The organism is Ancylobacter sp. VNQ12 (assembly GCF_049445835.1).
In the GTDB taxonomy this organism is placed as follows: Bacteria; Pseudomonadota; Alphaproteobacteria; order Rhizobiales; family Xanthobacteraceae; genus Ancylobacter.
This window is the reverse complement of the sequence record NZ_JBMSDU010000003.1, coordinates 169,799-186,624: the sequence shown is the minus strand read 5'-3', so window position 1 is coordinate 186,624 and position 16,826 is coordinate 169,799. Positions and strand designations below refer to the sequence as shown.

At 64.4% G+C, this 16,826-nt stretch carries 17 protein-coding genes and 1 tRNA gene; 9 read left to right on the top strand and 9 right to left on the bottom strand.

What is annotated here, in order from left to right; translation table 11 throughout:
• Positions 1-116 precede the first annotated feature (116 nt).
• The 3 genes from tig to ACO2RV_RS07415 form a co-directional block, all read right to left on the bottom strand.
• A complete protein-coding gene (gene tig, locus ACO2RV_RS07425; protein ID WP_423291392.1) occupies positions 117-1,469 on the bottom strand; it encodes a trigger factor in 1,353 nt (450 codons plus the stop codon).
• A gap of 129 nt (positions 1,470-1,598) precedes the next feature.
• Positions 1,599-1,683 (bottom strand) — tRNA-Leu (locus ACO2RV_RS07420).
• Between the two features lie 192 nt (positions 1,684-1,875).
• Positions 1,876-3,366 carry an NAD(P)H-hydrate dehydratase gene (locus ACO2RV_RS07415; RefSeq protein WP_423291390.1) on the bottom strand — a complete coding sequence of 497 codons (1,491 nt, stop codon included), beginning with the start codon at positions 3,364-3,366 and terminating at the stop codon, positions 1,876-1,878.
• Between the two features lie 90 nt (positions 3,367-3,456).
• Between ACO2RV_RS07415 and ACO2RV_RS07410 the strand changes: the two genes are divergently transcribed.
• The 3 genes from ACO2RV_RS07410 to glnA all read left to right on the top strand — a co-directional run bounded on the left by ACO2RV_RS07410 (position 3,457) and on the right by glnA (position 5,609).
• Positions 3,457-3,732: a hypothetical protein gene (locus ACO2RV_RS07410; RefSeq protein ID WP_423291388.1), complete on the top strand. Its 276-nt coding sequence runs from the start codon at positions 3,457-3,459 to the stop codon at positions 3,730-3,732.
• On the top strand, positions 3,729-4,067 hold the full coding sequence (locus ACO2RV_RS07405; protein WP_183191037.1) for a P-II family nitrogen regulator: 339 nt from the start codon (positions 3,729-3,731) through the stop codon (positions 4,065-4,067). Before ACO2RV_RS07410 ends, ACO2RV_RS07405 begins: the two co-directional genes overlap by 4 nt.
• Positions 4,068-4,199: 132 nt before the next feature.
• Complete coding sequence (gene glnA, locus ACO2RV_RS07400; RefSeq protein WP_423291385.1) at positions 4,200-5,609, top strand: type I glutamate--ammonia ligase; 1,410 nt, start codon at positions 4,200-4,202, stop codon at positions 5,607-5,609.
• A gap of 65 nt (positions 5,610-5,674) precedes the next feature.
• Here the strand turns inward: glnA and ACO2RV_RS07395 are convergent, their stop codons facing one another.
• The 5 genes from ACO2RV_RS07395 to ACO2RV_RS07375 all read right to left on the bottom strand — a co-directional run bounded on the left by ACO2RV_RS07395 (position 5,675) and on the right by ACO2RV_RS07375 (position 9,843).
• The gene (locus tag ACO2RV_RS07395) at positions 5,675-6,874 is read right to left on the bottom strand and encodes a GGDEF domain-containing protein (RefSeq protein ID WP_423291383.1); all 1,200 of its coding nucleotides are present in this window, start codon (positions 6,872-6,874) and stop codon (positions 5,675-5,677) included.
• 96 nt (positions 6,875-6,970) lie between these two features.
• Positions 6,971-8,167 (bottom strand): GGDEF domain-containing protein, encoded by a 1,197-nt coding sequence (locus tag ACO2RV_RS07390; protein WP_423291381.1) that lies wholly within the window; start codon positions 8,165-8,167, stop codon positions 6,971-6,973.
• A gap of 119 nt (positions 8,168-8,286) precedes the next feature.
• Positions 8,287-8,766, bottom strand: coding sequence for a 30S ribosomal protein S9 (gene rpsI, locus ACO2RV_RS07385; RefSeq protein WP_423291379.1), 480 nt, complete (start codon positions 8,764-8,766; stop codon positions 8,287-8,289).
• Between the two features lie 2 nt (positions 8,767-8,768).
• Positions 8,769-9,230, bottom strand: a complete 462-nt coding sequence (rplM, locus tag ACO2RV_RS07380; protein ID WP_423291377.1) for a 50S ribosomal protein L13 — start codon at positions 9,228-9,230, stop codon at positions 8,769-8,771.
• 172 nt (positions 9,231-9,402) lie between these two features.
• Entirely contained in the window at positions 9,403-9,843 is a 441-nt protein-coding gene (locus ACO2RV_RS07375) for a PaaI family thioesterase (RefSeq protein ID WP_423291564.1), read from the bottom strand.
• 137 nt (positions 9,844-9,980) lie between these two features.
• Between ACO2RV_RS07375 and ACO2RV_RS07370 the strand changes: the two genes are divergently transcribed.
• The gene (locus ACO2RV_RS07370; protein ID WP_423291375.1) at positions 9,981-10,421 is read left to right on the top strand and encodes a CoA-binding protein; all 441 of its coding nucleotides are present in this window, start codon (positions 9,981-9,983) and stop codon (positions 10,419-10,421) included.
• 25 nt (positions 10,422-10,446) lie between these two features.
• Here the strand turns inward: ACO2RV_RS07370 and ACO2RV_RS07365 are convergent, their stop codons facing one another.
• Entirely contained in the window at positions 10,447-11,028 is a 582-nt protein-coding gene (locus tag ACO2RV_RS07365) for a dual specificity protein phosphatase family protein (RefSeq protein WP_423291373.1), read from the bottom strand.
• Between the two features lie 208 nt (positions 11,029-11,236).
• Between ACO2RV_RS07365 and ACO2RV_RS07360 the strand changes: the two genes are divergently transcribed.
• The 5 genes from ACO2RV_RS07360 (at position 11,237) to ACO2RV_RS07340 (ending at position 16,688) form a co-directional block, all read left to right on the top strand.
• Positions 11,237-12,526, top strand: coding sequence for an O-acetylhomoserine aminocarboxypropyltransferase (locus ACO2RV_RS07360; RefSeq protein ID WP_423291371.1), 1,290 nt, complete (start codon positions 11,237-11,239; stop codon positions 12,524-12,526).
• Positions 12,527-12,728: 202 nt separating this feature from the next.
• A complete protein-coding gene (locus ACO2RV_RS07355; protein WP_423291369.1) occupies positions 12,729-12,890 on the top strand; it encodes a DUF1127 domain-containing protein in 162 nt (53 codons plus the stop codon).
• 129 nt (positions 12,891-13,019) lie between these two features.
• Positions 13,020-14,453: a methylenetetrahydrofolate--tRNA-(uracil(54)-C(5))-methyltransferase (FADH(2)-oxidizing) TrmFO gene (trmFO, locus tag ACO2RV_RS07350; protein WP_423291367.1), complete on the top strand. Its 1,434-nt coding sequence runs from the start codon at positions 13,020-13,022 to the stop codon at positions 14,451-14,453.
• Positions 14,450-15,535, top strand: coding sequence for a serine/threonine protein kinase (locus ACO2RV_RS07345; RefSeq protein ID WP_423291365.1), 1,086 nt, complete (start codon positions 14,450-14,452; stop codon positions 15,533-15,535). The genes trmFO and ACO2RV_RS07345 overlap by 4 nt, the downstream gene beginning before the upstream one ends.
• 262 nt (positions 15,536-15,797) lie before the next feature.
• On the top strand, positions 15,798-16,688 hold the full coding sequence (locus ACO2RV_RS07340; RefSeq protein ID WP_423291363.1) for a hypothetical protein: 891 nt from the start codon (positions 15,798-15,800) through the stop codon (positions 16,686-16,688).
• Positions 16,689-16,826: the final 138 nt, after the last annotated feature.

Genomic DNA, 16,826 nt, shown 5'->3' with positions numbered 1-16,826 from the left:
GGCGCGCCCCGCAATGCCTCGCCTTCGCGCCGGTCGCCATCATGGAAAAGGGGCCGGCACCGGCCGACCCCTTCCCCCGTCCGATAGCCGGCCTGCGCAGAATGCAGACCTTCGCCTCACGCGGCCTTGTCGGCCTCGTCCTCGGCATAGAGCTCTTCGCGGGTGACCGGCACTTCCGTCACCTTGGCGAGCTCCAGCAGGAAGTCGACGACCTTCTCCTCGAAGATCGGCGCGCGCAGGCTGGCGAGCGCCTGCGGGTTCTTGCTGTAGAACTCCCACACCTGCTGTTCCTGGCCGGGGAACTGGCGGGCGCGCTCCACGACGGCGCGCGTCACTTCGTCATCGCTGACCTGGACGTTGTTCCTCTCGCCGATCTCGGCGAGCACCAGACCGAGGCGCACGCGGCGCTTGGCGATCTTCTCGTAGTCGGCGCGGGCCGCTTCCTCGGTGGTGTCCTCGTCGGCGAAGGTCCGCTTCTGGGCTTCCATCTCCGAGGTGATCGAGTTCCAGATGCCCTCGAATTCCTGTTCGGCGAGGCTCGGCGGCACGTCGAACTGATGCAGGCCGTCCAGCGCGTCCAGCAGGCGACGCTTCACCTTGGCGCGGCTCTGGGTCGCATGCTCCTGCGAGATGCGGCTCTTCACCTGCTCCTTGAGCGCGGCGAGGCTCTCCAGGCCGAGCGTCTTGGCGAATTCGTCGTCGATCGAGAGCTCACCGGGCGCCTCGATGGTCTTGGCGGTCACCTCGAACTCAGCGGCCTTGCCGGCGAGATGGGCGGCCTGGTAGGCCTCGGGGAACGTCACCTTCACGGTGCGCGTCTCATCCGCCTTGATACCGACCAGCTGCTCCTCGAAGCCGGGAATGAAGCTGTTCGAGCCCAGCACGACCGGGATGTCCTCGCCCGAGCCGCCTTCGAACTTCTCGCCGTCGATCGAACCGACGAAGGAGACGGTGACGCGGTCGCCGTTCTCGGCGGCACCTTCCTTGGCGGTGAAGGGACGGTTGGCCTCGGCGATGCGTTTCACCGTCTCCTCGACCTCTTCGTCGCCGACGGCGAGCACCGGCTTGTCGAGGGTGATGGACTTGAAGTCGCCGAGTTCGATCTTCGGCAGCACTTCGAGGCCGACGGTGTAGGACAGGTCGGCCTTGCCCTCGATGACTTCGTTCACGGCCGCCTCGTCCTGCGGCAGCTCGACCTTCGGCTGGAGCGCGAGCTTGAAGCCGTTGTCGTCGACGATCTTCGAATTGGCCTCGTTCACGGCCTGGTCGATGACCTCGGCCAGCACCGACTTGCCATACAGGCGCTTGAGGTGGGCGACCGGCACCTTGCCCGGGCGGAACCCGTTGATGCGGACCTTGTCCTTCATCTCGTTCAGGCGGGCGGTCGCCTTGGCGTCCAGTTCGGCGGCCGGCAGCACCACGCGGTATTCGCGCTTCAGACCTTCGGCGAGGAGTTCGGTGACCTGCATTTTCAATCGGCCTTCGTCATGTGCCGCCTGAGCGGCGTTCTCGAAATCGGTGTGCGGGAAACGGGCGCTTGCGCGCCGCGCATCCCCAGCGGTGTCAATCGGTCGGTAGGCTCGGGGGTGCCAGGAATCTGGTGCGGGCGGAGGGACTCGAACCCCCACGACTTTCGCCACTGGAACCTAAATCCAGCGCGTCTACCAGTTCCGCCACGCCCGCGGACACGTCGACCGCCTTGAGCATCGCGGGGCGATGTCGCCAAGGCGCGCGGACGCGTGCACCCGAAAAGTGCCGCCAGCCGGGTGCGGGCTTATAGCACGGCGATGTCGCAGCGCCAGCCCTAAATGCAAGGCTTCGCGCCGCCCACCGCGCACGCCTGCGCGAGCGGGCGCAGGCCCCTTCCCTGCTTCGTCAGTTCACCGGACCGATCTCCGCGAACAGCCGGGCATAGACCGGTCGCAGCGCCTCGATCAGGTCGTCCGCCACCAGACCGGGGCCTGCCTCGCGCGCGGCCTCGCCATGCAGCCACACCGCCGCGCTTGCCGCCTCGAAGGGCGGCATGCCTTGCGCCAGCAAACCGCCCACGATGCCGGAGAGCACATCGCCAGCGCCCGCGGTCGCCAGCCAGGGCGGCGCGTTGTCGGCGATGGAGGCACGCCCGTCCGGCGCTGCCACCACCGTATCGGCCCCCTTGAGCACCAGCACGATGCCGAGCCGCCGGGCGCCGGCCCGCGCGCGCTCCAGCTTCGACGGTGCGTCCAGCACTTCAGGGCACCCCTCGAACAGCCGGGCGAACTCGCCGTCATGCGGCGTGGCGACGGCGGCGGGAGCCCCTGCGAGTTGCGCGGCCAGTTCGTCGGCCGCGCCCTTGAAACTGGTGATGAGGTCGGCATCGATCACCAGCCGGCGGTCGGCGCAGACGGCAAGCCGGTCACGCGCACCCTGCCCCACACCCACGCCCGGCCCGATGATCACCGTCGAGAGCCGCCGATCCTCCAGCAGCCGCTCCAGACCCTCAGCATCATCCACCGCCCGCACCATGATGGCGGACAGATTCGCCGCATGGATCGGCAGCGCCTCCATTGGGCTCGCCACCGTCACCAGCCCCGCCCCGGCCCTCAGCGCCGCACGCGCCGCCAGCCGCGTCGCGCCCGTCGCCTGCGCCGGCCCGGACACGGCGACGAGATGGCCGCGCGAATATTTGTGCCCGTCGATGCGCGGCACCGGAAAATGCGCCTGCCACAGGCACGGCTCGTTCCGGAAGGCACATGGACGGATCACATCAAGCACGTCGCGCCGGATCCCGATATCGGCGACGGTCAGCACGCCGGCATGCACGCGCCCCGGCAGCAGCAGGTGGCCGGGCTTGGGCCGGAAGAAGGTCACGCTGCAGCGGGCCCTAATGGCGGCGCCGCGCACCTTGCCAGCGGCACCGTCTATTCCCGAGGGCAGGTCGACCGCGACCACCGGCCGGCCACTCGCATTGACACGCTCGACCAGTTCGCGCGCCTCGCCGTCGAGATCGCGCGCCAGCCCGGCGCCGAACAGCGCGTCGATGACGAGGTCGACATCGTCGAGCGACGCCTCCGGTGCGGCCTCGACCGCCCCCGCCCAGCGCGCCGCCATCGCCGCCGCGTCACCACGCAGCGCCTCGCGCCGCCCGAGCAGGGCGAGACGCACGCGATAGCCCGCTTCGAGGAGCAGGCGCGCGGCAACGAAACCGTCGCCGCCATTATTGCCGGGCCCGCACAGCACCAGAACGCTGGAGCCCACGCATGATGCCTGCGCAGCGACTCGCGCGACCGCGGCGCCGGCATTCTCCATGAGCACGAGCCCGGGCGTGCCGCGCTCCATGGTGAGCCGATCCGCCTGGCTCATCTCGTCCGGGGTAAGCAATTCCATCCGTCCGCCATCCGCCTTCGCGGCCATCTCGCCGAGGGAGCCGCCGTCGCTCCCAGTCTAGGTCATCCCTGCGGGAACGGGAGAGGAAGAATGACGCCGAAATCGCCGCAAAATGAGCGTTTGCCTAATTTAAGCGCGGCAAGACGCCGCTCACCCGACGATCTCTGCATATTTATTATGCAATACGATTATCAATTAAGCATATACGACAAATCGCTCTTATCGAGTTCCGCTTTTCCGCTCGCAATGCTCTTATATCTCGGTATTTTTCGCGAGGCGGAAGCGCTTGGCATGGGTTCTGCTTCGACGCGGTTCGACTCGACCGGGCGTCGCGGATCGTCGAGTCAGGGAGACGAGATCAGATGAAGAAGATTGAGGCCATCATTAAGCCCTTCAAGCTGGACGAGGTGAAGGAGGCGCTGCAGGAAGTCGGGCTGCAGGGCATCACCGTCACGGAAGCCAAGGGCTTCGGCCGGCAGAAGGGGCATACGGAGCTCTACCGCGGCGCCGAATATGTCGTGGACTTCCTGCCCAAGGTGAAGATCGAAGTCGTGGTCGCCGACGAGACCGTCGAGACCGCCATCGACGCGATCCGTCGCGCAGCCCAGACCGGGCGCATCGGCGACGGAAAGATCTTCGTGTCGAACATCGAGGAAGCCATTCGCATTCGTACTGGCGAGTCGGGCGTCGACGCCATCTGACAGCAAGCGTAATATGATCGGGTTTGGAGCACGCGCCGCATCGTGAACGATGTGGCGCGTCTCTGCGTTCGACCAACCGCTTGGGATTTGTCTGCCCGCAAAGTGGCAGCTCAAGAATGAGGCACGATTGTAATGACGACGGCCAAGGACGTACTCAAGTTAATAAAGGATAACGACGTCAAGTACGTCGACCTGCGTTTCACCGATCCCCGCGGCAAGTGGCAGCACGTCACCTTCGATATTTCCATGGTCGACGAAGACTTCTTCGCTGACGGCCAGGCATTCGATGGTTCGTCCATTGCCGGCTGGAAGGCGATCAACGAATCCGACATGCATCTCCAGCCCGATCTGGAGTCGATCAGCATCGATCCGTTCTTCGCGGAGACGACCCTTGTCGTCGTCTGCGACGTGCTTGAGCCGACCACGGGCGAGCCCTACAGCCGCGACCCGCGCGGCATCGCCAAGAAGGCCGAGGCCTACCTCAAGTCCACCGGCATCGGCGACACCGTCTATATCGGTCCCGAGGCCGAGTTCTTCATCTTCGACGACGTGCGCTTCAAGGCCGATCCCTACAACACCGGCTTCAAGCTCGATTCGGTCGAACTGCCGACCAATTTCGACACCGAATATGAAGGCGGCAATCTCGGCCACCGCGTGAAGACCAAGGGCGGTTACTTCCCCGTCCCGCCGATCGACAGCGCGCAGGACATGCGCGGCGAGATGCTCGCGGCCATGGCGCGCATGGGCGCCCAGGTCGAGAAGCACCACCACGAGGTGGCTTCGGCCCAGCACGAACTCGGCCTGAAGTTCAACACGCTGGTGACGATGGCCGACCACCTGCAGGTCTACAAGTACTGCATCCACCAGGTCGCCAACGTCTACGGCAAGACCGCGACCTTCATGCCCAAGCCCGTCTTCGGCGACAACGGCTCGGGCATGCATGTGCACCAGTCGATCTGGAAGGGCGGCAAGCCGCTGTTCGCCGGCAACAAATATGCCGACCTCAGCCAGGAATGCCTGTGGTACATCGGCGGCATCATCAAGCACGCCAAGGCGCTGAACGCCTTCACCAACCCGCTGACCAACTCCTACAAGCGCCTGGTCCCCGGCTATGAGGCCCCCGTGCTGCTCGCCTATTCCGCGCGCAACCGCTCGGCGTCCTGCCGCATCCCCTACACCACCTCGCCGAAGGCCAAGCGCGTCGAGACCCGCTTCCCGGACCCGGGTGCGAACCCCTACCTCGCCTTCGCCGCGCTGGTGATGGCCGGCCTCGACGGCATCCTGAACAAGATCGATCCGGGCCCGGCCATGGACAAGGATCTCTATGACCTCCCGCCCAAGGAGCTCAAGAAGATCCCGACCGTCTGCGGCTCGCTGCGCGAGGCTCTCTCCTCGCTCGACAAGGACCGCGAGTTCCTCAAGAAGGGCGGCGTGTTCGACGACGACTTCATCAACGCCTATATCGAGCTGAAGATGGCCGAGGTGATGCGTTTCGAGATGACGCCGCATCCGGTCGAGTTCGAGATGTATTACTCGGTCTGATCGGACCGTTTTCTGCACAAGGAAGGGGCGCCCGAACGGCGCCCCTTTTCGTTTCCCGAGGGCCTTTAGAGAGTGATCGCCACCGGCTCGGCCGGCGCGACCTCGATACGGTTTCGGCCGTCGGATTTGGCCTGGTAAAGCACCCCGTCGGCACGCGCCATCAACGCCTGCAGGCGGATCTCGATCTCCGTCACCGTGGCCCCGACCGGCATCGACGCGATGGCCAGTCCAATGCTCGCGGTACAATGAAGCGGCGTCGAGCCATCCCCGAGGTTCAGCTGCGCCGCACCTTCATACAGCCCCCTTTGCACCCGTTCGGCCGCCTGCCGGGCGATGCCGACCGTTGCGCCCGGCAGCACGGCCGCAAACTCCTCGCCGCCGATGCGCCCGATGATGTCGGTCTGGCGCAGATTTTCCCGCAGCACCTGCGCGAGCAGCTTGAGCACGCGGTCTCCCGCCAGATGGCCGTAGCGGTCATTGACCGCCTTGAAGTGGTCGAGGTCGAGGATCATCACCGCGATCGGTCCGCCGGAAAGGCAGGTGGCCAGCGACAGCTCCATGAACCCCCGGCGGTTGAACAGCCCGGTGAGCTCGTCGCGCTGGGCCGCGCTGCGGTAGAGCATCTCGGTGCGTTCACGCACCATCAGCACCATCGAGAAACACAGGAAGATGGCCAGGGCGAGCGCGACGAGCCCGAACCCTGCGACGGAGGGATCGGAGAACAGCGTCACCCGGTTGTCGCCGTCGATCTGCGAAGAGGCGATCAGAACACGCACGAGATTGAGCGCGAGAACAATCGCCAGAATCGCGAACATGGCAGTGCGTGCCCGCGAGGCTGAGGCATCGCCGCGCCACAGCTGCTCGAGGGAGAACAGCGACAGCACGGCGATCATCACCGACACCATCACGACCCGCGCCACGGCGGAAACACTCAGCGGCGGCAACTGGCACAGCACGACGAAGATCGCGGGAGCGATCAGCACGTAGATCATACGTGTCGCACGTCGATCGAATCGACGCATGCCGGTCCATATCAATCCATAGGCCGCGAGCATCGCTGAATTGCCCAACTCGACCGAGGCAAAGTCAGGAATTTGCCCACGCAGCGACGCACAGAAGATGCCGAGGACAAACATTCCCATGGCCCCGGCCCAGTGCGCCAGGGCGGGCTCCGTGGGCGTCATCCACCATACGAACAGCATCGCTATCGCCAGTATCGCGGCAGCGACCATCAATACGGCCCAGAGCGTCCACGGATCAAACATGACGGATCGGCCGTTCCGACATGATCACCTCCATCGATCGAAGATACCTCCACGAACGGTTCCGGCGCAAAGCTGCCGCCCCCCGACGCGAATGGACTATCCCGCATCCAGATCGGCTGCACTGATCTCGATCACCTCGATCCTGTTGCGGCCGGCGTGCTTCGCCCGATAGAGCACGTCATCGGCTCGGGCGAGCAGCGTGCGCAGACGCGCCTGCGCCGCGGACTCTGCCACGGCCGGCGACGCGGCGACATGCACAAGGCCCATGCTCGCCGTGCAGTTTAGCGGTGTACCATCCGGCTTCAATTCGATGCCCACCTGAAAGAATGCGCGCTGCACCCTCGCCGCCTCCTGCCGCGCGGCGGCGAGATCGATGCCGGCCAACAGCACGCCGAACTCCTCTCCGCCCAGCCGTCCTGCAGTCACACCCGCAGGCGCGCCCTCCAGCAGGACTCGCCCGAAAGCCGCAAGGACCTGATCGCCGACGGAATGGCCGAAGCGGTCATTCACCTGTTTGAAATAATCGAGGTCGATCAACATCAAGGCCAGTTGCCCGCCCTGCCGGCAGATGAGCGCCGCCTGTTCATAGAAATCGCGCCTGTTCGGCAGACCTGTCAGTTCGTCGCGCCGGGCGGCATTGCGCAACGCCGCCTCGCTGCGTTCGCGCACGGCCAATACCAGCAGGAAACTGGCGAGGAAGAGACTGACGAGCGCCGCAATGCCGAAGCTTACGCCCATAGGCGTCATCAGCATGACCGGACGTGGACCATTGGCGAAGCTGTGGGTCAGGCTGATGCGTGTCACCTGGATCACGATCATGACCGCCAGCGCGATCAGCAGCCCCCAAAACCCGACCTGCCGCGTATAGGGCGCCCTCCACAGTTCGGCGACGCCCAGCACCAGCAGCACGATGGCCACGAGCGGCAGGATGATCAGCCGCTCCCACGCCATTTCCGGAAATGAGGGCCAGAGACAGAGCCCTCCCCACAGCGCAAGCACGCCGATCATCACGGGCCACGGGAACGAACGTCCGCAATAGCGACGCAACGCAGCCCAGAACATCACATAGCCGGCAAGCACTGCCCCATTGCCGAAGAACACGGCGGCCCGGTTGGGGATGTACTCGCTTTCGAGCCCGATGAGAATGCCGACGACGAAAAAGGCTAGCCCCGCCGCCCAGTAGGCGAGCGAGCGTTCACTCGGACTGGCTGCCCAGGCGAGCAGCAGCGATCCGATCACCAGTCCCGTAACGATGACGATAATGGTCCAAAGCGTCCAGGGATCGAACCCCATGCCTCGTCGGGAAACCCCGCCCCCCCCCCGCTCGCGCCCGCTGACAGTATCGACCGTCTTGACCAATAAAAAGGGCAGGCCTCGCGGCCTGCCCTTTTGAAGAAACCGGAGCGTTCCGATCAGCGCTTCGAGAACTGGAAGCTGCGGCGGGCCTTCGCCTTGCCGTACTTCTTGCGCTCGACCACGCGGCTGTCGCGGGTCAGGAAGCCGCCCTTCTTCAGCGGGCCGCGCAGCTCGGGCTCGTAATAGGTGAGCGCGCGCGAAATGCCGTGGCGCAGCGCGCCGGCCTGGCCGGAAAGACCGCCGCCGGAGACGGTGCAGACCACGTCATACTGGCCCGAGCGGGCCGCCGTGGCGAAGGGCTGCTCGATGATGAGACGCAGCACCGGACGGGCGAAATAGGTCTCGAGCGAACGCTCATTGACCACGATCTTGCCCGTACCCGGACGCACCCACACACGGGCGACAGCGTTCTTGCGCTTGCCGGTGGCATAGGCGCGGCCCTGCTTGTCGAGCTTCTGGACGTGCTTGGGCGCCTCGGCGGCGGCCTGCGACTTCAGGGCCTCGAGCCCGTCGAGCGACTGGATGAGCTCAGCCATGATCAGATACCCACATTCTTGCGGTTGAGCGCAGCGACGTCGAGCACTTCAGGCTTCTGCGCCTCGTGCGGGTGGCTGGCGCCCTTGTAGACACGGAGATTGCCGAGGATCTTGCGGCCGAGCGGGCCACGGGCGAGCATGCGCTCCACGGCCTTCTCCACAACGCGCTCCGGGAAGCGGCCGTCGAGGACGAACTTCGCGGTCCGCTCCTTGATGCCACCGGGGAAGCCGGTGTGGTGGTAATAGACCTTGGCGTTGCGCTTGTTGCCGGTCAGCACGACCTTCTCGGCGTTGATGACGACGACATTGTCGCCGCAATCGACGTGGGGGGTGTAGATCGGCTTGTGCTTGCCCTTCAGGCGGGTAGCGATCAGTGCCGCGAGACGGCCGACGACGAGGCCGGAAGCGTCGATCACGACCCACTTCTTTTCTACGTCGGCCGGTTTCGCCGAATAGGTGCTCATGGGGATATCCATTACAAGGCGTGTGGGGCCTTTGCGGCCGCACTTCTTCTGGCGCGGCTTCTAGCTGAAGCAGCGCGCAACGTCAATTCGCCATCACAGAAATTAATCTAGCAAAATCAACGGGTTACAATATAGGTATTTTGCTACCTCGATCTAACTCGCTCAAATTGCTTCAGGCAGGTATGGAATAGGTGGTCACGGCATGGGCGCACAGCTCTTCGGCGCCGGTCACCGCGAAGGGATCGCCTCCCTCATTCGGCGGTCGCAAGCCCACCTCGCACACGGCGAGCCGCTTCCCGAGCTTCATGAGGCGGGCATCGGCCACCAGCAGCCCCGGCGGCGGCTTGCGCAGGAAGTTGATCGAGAAGTTCGTCGTCACCGCAAGCGGCACGGGGCCGATCGCCGCGAGGATCGCCGCATAGGCAGCGATGTCGGCGAGCCCCATCATGGACGGACCGGAGACGGTGTCGCCGGGACGCAGATGCTCCTCGCTCGCCTCCAATGTCAGGCTCACGCCGGCCGCATCGACGCGCACCACGCGGTGCGGCCGTCCCGACCCGAAAGCCTGCGGAAACTCGGTGACGAGGTACGCCTGCAATCCATCGGCATTCATCTTCATCCTTGGCACCACCTCTCCATCGGCTCGACCGCCATTAGGTGGTGCTCCGCCATTGGCTGCACGCCAATAGTTTTGATGCATCGGCTCACCATATCTACTGGATGGGGCACCTGCTCATTTCGGAGACCGCCATGAACGACGACCGCTATGACGACGCCACGATCGCCGATTGGCTGGGACGAGTCCGCACCATCGCGGTGGTCGGCGCGAGTCCGAACCCGGCGCGGCCGAGCCACGGCGTCGCCCGCTTCCTCGCCCGGCAGGGCTATAAGGTATTCCTGGTCAATCCGGGCCAGGCGGGCCGGGAGCAGGATGGGCTGCGCTTCTACGGCCATCTCGCCGATGTGCCGGAGCCTATCGACATGGTCGACGTGTTCCGCGCGCCCGGACATCTCCCCGCCGTGGTCGACGCGGCGCTCGCCCTCTCCCCGCGCCCCAAACTTATCTGGACCCAGCTCGGCGTGCGCAACGACGATGCGGCCGCCATGGCGGAGGCCGCTGGCGTCGCGATCATCATGGATCGCTGCCCGGCTATCGAGATTCCCCGTCTGCGCCTGCCGCGCGTGGCTTGAGGCGCAGCATCCCGCGCCCGTGCCGTCAGCTGTCGGGATAGCCGAGGCTCGGCTCCAGCCGCTCGAAGGTCTCGTCCATCGCGTAGAACGGCAGAAACGGCAGGCTGATATGGCCGAACAACACGGAGAGCTGCGCTTCGGCAGTAAACTCGTCGGCCTTTTTCACCGCCGCCAGATAAATCGCCGAGGCCAACCCGGTCCGGTCGACGCCGGAACGGCAGTGCATCAGGATCGGGCGCGGTACGTCGGCCAGCGTCGCCAGATAGGTCGCCACCTGCTCATCGGTCAGCTCGTACCGGGCGGACCAGGTGAGATCGATCAGCCGCACGCCGTGCTCTTCGGCGATCTTCGCCTCTTCCCGATACCAGGACGCGTCTTCGGAAGGACCGCGAAGATTGATGATCGTGCGAATGCCGCGCGACGCGATGAGATCGCGCAGCTGCTCCGACGGCAAAGTGGCGGAACGATAGAGTTCGCCCTCGACCACGGTGTGGAAATTGCCGTTGGCATAGGCCCAGCCGGCATAGGTGCCAGCGGCGGCAAGGCCGAGCAGGGCAACATACCCCACCCGCCGCGCCCAGCGCGTCATCTGTCCGCCCCTCGCCATCGCCCCGCTCTCCTGAATGCGAGCGGACGCTAGACGTTCAGGCTGACAGCCAGCTTACAGGACAGGCGGAGACGACAAGCTCAAACGCACGGCAAATATTCACATATTAAATTCGGCGAACAAATATATTGCCATTGATATTGCGTTTTTTAGCGAACCGGCAACACTGTCGGGATACGGCATTCGAGTGCCGTCAGGAGGACGCCAGATGACCGATGCTGCCACTTCGCCCGGATTCGCCACGCTCGCCGTCCACGCAGGCGCCCAACCCGACCCGACCACCAAAGCCCGCGCGACGCCGATCTACCAGACGACCTCCTTCGTATTCGACGATGCCGACCACGCCGCCGCGCTGTTCGGACTGAAGGCGTTCGGCAACATCTATACGCGCATCGGCAATCCAACCAACGCCGTGCTGGAGGAGCGCGTCGCCGCGCTTGAAGGCGGCACCGCCGCGCTCGCGGTCGCCTCCGGCCATGCAGCCCAGCTCCTGACCTTCCAGACCCTGCTGTCGCCGGGTGACGAATTCGTTGCCGCGCGCAAGCTCTATGGCGGCTCGGTCAATCAGTTCAACCACGCCTTCAAGAGTTTCGGCTGGAATGTGGTGTGGGCGGATTCCGACGACATCGCCTCGTTCGAGCGCGCCGTCTCGCCGCGCACCAAGGCGATCTTCATCGAATCCATCGCCAATCCGGGCGGCATCGTCACCGACATCGCCGCCATCGCGAAGATCGCCAAACGGGCCGGCGTGCCCTTGATCGTCGATAACACGCTGGCGACGCCCTACCTCATCCGCCCATTCGAGCATGGCGCCGACATCGTCATCCACTCGCTAACGAAGTTTCTCGGCGGGCATGGCAACTCCATCGGCGGCATCATCGTCGACGGCGGCACGTTCAACTGGCTGCGCGAAGGGCGCTATCCGTTCCTCTCGCAGCCGCGCCCCGAATATGAAGGGCTGATCATCGGCGAGACTTTCGGCAACTTCGCCTTCGCCATCGCCGCCCGCGTACTGGGGCTGCGCGACCTCGGACCGGCGCTGTCGCCATTCAACGCCTTTCTCATCCTCACCGGCATCGAGACGCTACCACTGCGCATGCAGCGCCACAGCGACAACGCGCTCGCCGTGGCGAAATTCCTCTCGGAACATCCCAAGATCGAGTGGGTCAGCTATCCCGGCCTGCCGGGCGACCGCTATTACAATCTCGCCCAGCACTACACGCCGAAGGGCGCCGGCGCGGTGTTCACCTTCGGGCTGAAGGGTGGCTATGAGGCCGGCGTCGCCCTCGTCTCCGGCGTGAAGCTGTTCTCGCACCTCGCCAATATCGGCGACACCCGCTCACTGATCATCCATCCGGCGTCGACCACCCATCGCCAGCTTGGCGAGGAGCAGAAGGTGGCCGCGGGCGCCGGACCGGACGTCGTGCGCGTCTCCATCGGCATCGAGGACGCCGCCGACATCATCGCCGACCTCGACCAGGCACTCGCCACCGCCTGATTCACGCCAAGGTTTTGCCAGCCTTGCAGAACGTGAATGAATTATGAGGGCGTCATGCGGGCGGCGCAGGTCTGGGATGCGGCATACTTCCTACCAAATGAGCAGGGTGTCGAATATATAGGCAGCAGATTGATTAACGGACGTGCAGCTATCGGGGATGCCCGGCGGCCGCGATCCGTTTCCAAACCTGATGGAGACTGACATGCTGCTTTGGGGCCTCGTTGCCAAGCAGATCCGCCGCTGGCAGGCGTATCGCCGCACTCTCGTTGAGCTCTCGCAGCTCGACGATCGCACTCTCGCCGACATCAACGTGTCGCGTGGCGAGATCACCAACGTGGCGCGTCGCGCTGCGGCTGCGGCCTGATCTGCGTATTTCCGGACATTGCGTCCGCGATACTGAAATGTGGGCGGCCCTGGAATTTTCCAGGGCCGTTTCTTTTTTGCCTGCGTTCCGTGCTAGAGGCGCGCGTCGGAAACGTTTGACGATCGGTCTATGAACATCAAGGACAAGCGCCCGGTTCACATTATCGGCGGCGGCCTCGCCGGCTCGGAAGCCGCGTGGCAGCTGGCGCGCCGGGGCATTCCCGTCGTGCTGCACGAGATGCGGCCCGAGCGCGGCACCGACGCGCACAAGACCGACAGCCTCGCCGAACTGGTCTGCTCGAATTCCTTCCGCTCGGACGATGCCACCTCGAACGCCGTCGGCGTGCTGCATGCGGAGATGCGCCGGCTCGGTTCGCTGATCATGGCCTGCGCCGACAGCCACCAGATTCCCGCCGGCGGCGCACTGGCGGTCGATCGGGACGGCTTCGCCGCCGCCGTCACCGCGGCCATCGCCGCACGGCCCGAAATCACCATCCAGCGCGGCGAGGTCGACGGCCTGCCGCCTTCAGCGTGGGATTCGGTGATCGTCGCCACCGGCCCCCTCACCTCGCCAGCACTGGCGGAGGCGATCCGAAGCCGGACCGACGAGAGCGCGCTGGCCTTCTTCGACGCCATTGCCCCCATCGTGCATTTCGATTCCATCGACATGGGCACCTGCTGGTTCCAGTCGCGCTACGACAAGGCGGGACCGGGGGGCACCGGCGCGGACTATATCAACTGCCCCATGGACAAGGAGCAGTACGAGGCCTTCGTCGCCGCGCTGGTCGCCAGCGACACGGTGCCGTTCCGCGAGTTCGAAGCCTCCACGCCCTATTTCGACGGTTGCCTGCCGATCGAGGTCATGGCGGTGCGCGGCCCGGAAACGCTGCGCCACGGCCCGATGAAGCCGATGGGCCTCACCAATGCGCACAATCCCACAGTGAAGCCCTATGCCGTCGTCCAACTGCGGCAGGACAATGCGCTGGGCACACTGTTCAACATGGTCGGCTTCCAGACCAAGACGCGCCATGCCGAGCAGGTGCGTATTTTCCGCATGATCCCCGGGCTTGAGAATGCCGAGTTCGCCCGGCTCGGCGGCCTCCACCGCAACACCTATCTCAACTCGCCGAAGCTGCTCGATGCCACGCTGCGCCTGAAGGCTGAGCCGCGCCTGCGCTTCGCCGGCCAGATCACCGGCTGCGAAGGCTATGTGGAGAGCTCAGCTATGGGTCTTCTCGCCGGCCTGTTCGCCGCCGCCGAGCGGCTGGGCACGCAGATGGTCCTGCCTCCCGCGACCACCGCGCATGGCGCGCTGCTGAACCACATCACCGGTGGGCATATCGAGACGGTCGAGGCCGGCCCGCGCTCGTTCCAGCCGATGAACATCAATTTCGGCCTGTTTCCGCCGCTTGACGCCAACCCCACGCGCGACGCCGAGGGCAACCGGCTGCGCGGCACGCAGAAGACCGTGGCCAAGAAGCAGGTCATGGCCGCGCGCGCCCTACGCGATCTCGACGAGTGGGCCGCGAGCCACGCCGACCTTGCCCATGAGGCCGCCGCGTGAACAAGCCGCTGAACCGCACGACGGACGGCGTCTTCGAGCTCGACACCGTGCTCAAGCGCGACATCTTCTCGACCATCGAACGCGGAATCTGGCGCGACAGCAGCGGGGCGGCCTTCCCCGCCGTGCGCCGGCGCTATTCCGACGTGAAATGGTGGGTGAAGCCTCTGGCCCGCCACTTCGCCCGTCGCGAGGCGCGCGCGCTGCGCCGCGCCGAGGGCAGTGGCCATACCGTGCCGGTCTATGCGCTGGAAGAAGGCTGGCTGGTGCGCGGCTTCGTCGACGGCATTCCGCTGCAGATCGCCCGTCCCTATGGCGACGTCGCCTTCTTCGCCTCGGCCCGCAAGGGGCTGCGCGAGGTGCACCGCCGGCGCATCGCGCATAACGATCTCGCCAAGCCGCAGAACTGGCTCTATGCCGCCGACGGGCGCGCCGTGCTGATGGATTTCCAGCTCGCCTTCTGCTTCGAGCGCCGCAGCAAGATCTTCCGTATCGCGGCTTACGAGGATATCCGCCACCTCCTCAAGCAGAAGCGCAGCTTCTGCCCGGAGGCGCTGACGCCGATCGAAAAGCGCATCCTCGCCCGCAAGAGCCTGTTCAACCGCATCTGGATGGCGACCGGCAAGCGCGTCTACAACTTCGTCACCCGCCGCCTGCTCAACTATCACGACACGGAGGGCCGCGGCCCGCGCGCCATGGAGCAGGGTCCGCGCATCGCGCAGGCGCTCCGTGAGGCGCCCGGCGTGCACGCGGTGCATATCGCCGACTTCCCCACCGCCGGGCACAGCTTCGGCCTCTACGCCTTCGTGGAAATGACCGGCACGACCGATACAACCGAGGAAGCGCTCCGCGCCCACCTCGCCGCCACCCTCCCCGATCATCTGGCACCCGAGCACATCCAGCTTGTACCCGCTCTGCCGCGTGAGGCCGACGGCGAGGTGCGCGACGACCTGTTGCGCCTGGTCGCGCTCAACCAGATCGATCAGATCGAGCAACTACCCCGCACGTCCGACCAGCAGACGACGCTCGACGTGATCATCCGTGAACGTCGCAACCTGAGCGACCGGGTGCGGCGCGGCATCTAGTGCCTCTCCGCGTGGATAGGCGCGAAGCCGGGCTACCCTCGGCGTCGATCCACCAGGTGCACCGGAACGAGCTATATGCTTGTATCGCGGCTGCCGCATGGAGCGTTGCGCCGTGAGCATTTTCCATCGAGAGAAGATTCGTCGGGATTGTGCTCCGCGAGCCTTTTCGACCGCATGCACGGCGGAAACATCGCGGCACGACGATTCGTATAATTAAAAATCGATAGAACTCAAATCATAAGCATTTACAGGCAGGCCCAAGATGGGAATTGACGCGACATCTGCCATTTACCTATTGAGTCTCAAACGCTCTGATACCAATTTCTCTTCGGTCTTAACCCTTGGACGCCAGGATATTAGTCACATACGTGCGAAAGATTTCGACGAGATCGTCGCAAAGAGCAAAATCGCTATTGATGATAAAACGAAGAAGGACATTACGTCCGACAAATGGGCCGACGACCTTTTTCGCTACCTCGGCGCGTCATCTGTCGAGGCGATCGACGCCTCCGATTACGAGGGCGCAGATCACATTCATGATTTGAACGACTCGGTCCCCATCGCCCTGCACGATAAATACGACGTCGTTTTTGACGGGGGCACACTCGAGCATGTTTATAATATACCGAACGCGTTACTCAATTGCATGAAGATGGTCAAAATTGGTGGCCATTTTATTTCTATTGCAGTTTGCAACAACTTCGTTGGCCATGGATTTTACCAATTCAGTCCGGAATTCTTCTTTAGGTCTCTCTCGAAAAAAAGAGGCTTTGAAATAAAGGACGCTATATTCGTTGAGCTTGGACATAGTCCAATTCGGCATCCGATCTGGCACAGAGTTCCCGATCCAGACGTCGTTCGCGGGAGAGTTACGTTCACCGGCAACAAGCGAGTGTATATGATCATTCGCGCGCAAAAAATCTCCAGCATCGATCTGTCGGGAGTGTTTCCTCAGCAAAGTGATTACGAGAATATACGCTGGAAGCACGTGCCCTCGGAAACGATGAGTACGAACCCTATCGTCTCTTCTTACCGTGCTGTGCGGAAAGCCGTTATCGCCAATGCTCCTGACGTCGTTATGGATTACCTGCGAGATGTCAGAGCGCGTCGCAGAGAGCGTCAGCTCCTTCAGAGAATGAACCCATACGAATAGCGGACTGCGCATACCGCGCTTGGGGGAGAGCGTATGTGACAGTCCGGTGCCGCCGGAGTGCTTATCGGGATGCGGGACCGCGGCTGTCGGCTCGCGGTCTGGACGTCGCAGCCCCTGGCTCGCTAACTTGAAAGCGGG

Bases quoted from the DNA above. Each gene is read 5' to 3' on its own strand.
- tig (WP_423291392.1), bottom strand. From the start codon at position 1,469: ATGCAGGTCACCGAACTCCTCGCCGAAGGTCTGAAGCGCGAATACCGC.
- ACO2RV_RS07415 (WP_423291390.1), bottom strand. From the start codon at position 3,366: ATGGAATTGCTTACCCCGGACGAGATGAGCCAGGCGGATCGGCTCACC.
- ACO2RV_RS07410 (WP_423291388.1), top strand. From the start codon at position 3,457: ATGACGCCGAAATCGCCGCAAAATGAGCGTTTGCCTAATTTAAGCGCG.
- ACO2RV_RS07405 (WP_183191037.1), top strand. From the start codon at position 3,729: ATGAAGAAGATTGAGGCCATCATTAAGCCCTTCAAGCTGGACGAGGTG.
- glnA (WP_423291385.1), top strand. From the start codon at position 4,200: ATGACGACGGCCAAGGACGTACTCAAGTTAATAAAGGATAACGACGTC.
- ACO2RV_RS07395 (WP_423291383.1), bottom strand. From the start codon at position 6,874: ATGTTTGATCCGTGGACGCTCTGGGCCGTATTGATGGTCGCTGCCGCG.
- ACO2RV_RS07390 (WP_423291381.1), bottom strand. From the start codon at position 8,167: ATGGGGTTCGATCCCTGGACGCTTTGGACCATTATCGTCATCGTTACG.
- rpsI (WP_423291379.1), bottom strand. From the start codon at position 8,766: ATGGCTGAGCTCATCCAGTCGCTCGACGGGCTCGAGGCCCTGAAGTCG.
- rplM (WP_423291377.1), bottom strand. From the start codon at position 9,230: ATGAGCACCTATTCGGCGAAACCGGCCGACGTAGAAAAGAAGTGGGTC.
- ACO2RV_RS07375 (WP_423291564.1), bottom strand. From the start codon at position 9,843: ATGAATGCCGATGGATTGCAGGCGTACCTCGTCACCGAGTTTCCGCAG.
- ACO2RV_RS07370 (WP_423291375.1), top strand. From the start codon at position 9,981: ATGAACGACGACCGCTATGACGACGCCACGATCGCCGATTGGCTGGGA.
- ACO2RV_RS07365 (WP_423291373.1), bottom strand. From the start codon at position 11,028: ATGGCGAGGGGCGGACAGATGACGCGCTGGGCGCGGCGGGTGGGGTAT.
- ACO2RV_RS07360 (WP_423291371.1), top strand. From the start codon at position 11,237: ATGACCGATGCTGCCACTTCGCCCGGATTCGCCACGCTCGCCGTCCAC.
- ACO2RV_RS07355 (WP_423291369.1), top strand. From the start codon at position 12,729: ATGCTGCTTTGGGGCCTCGTTGCCAAGCAGATCCGCCGCTGGCAGGCG.
- trmFO (WP_423291367.1), top strand. From the start codon at position 13,020: ATGAACATCAAGGACAAGCGCCCGGTTCACATTATCGGCGGCGGCCTC.
- ACO2RV_RS07340 (WP_423291363.1), top strand. From the start codon at position 15,798: ATGGGAATTGACGCGACATCTGCCATTTACCTATTGAGTCTCAAACGC.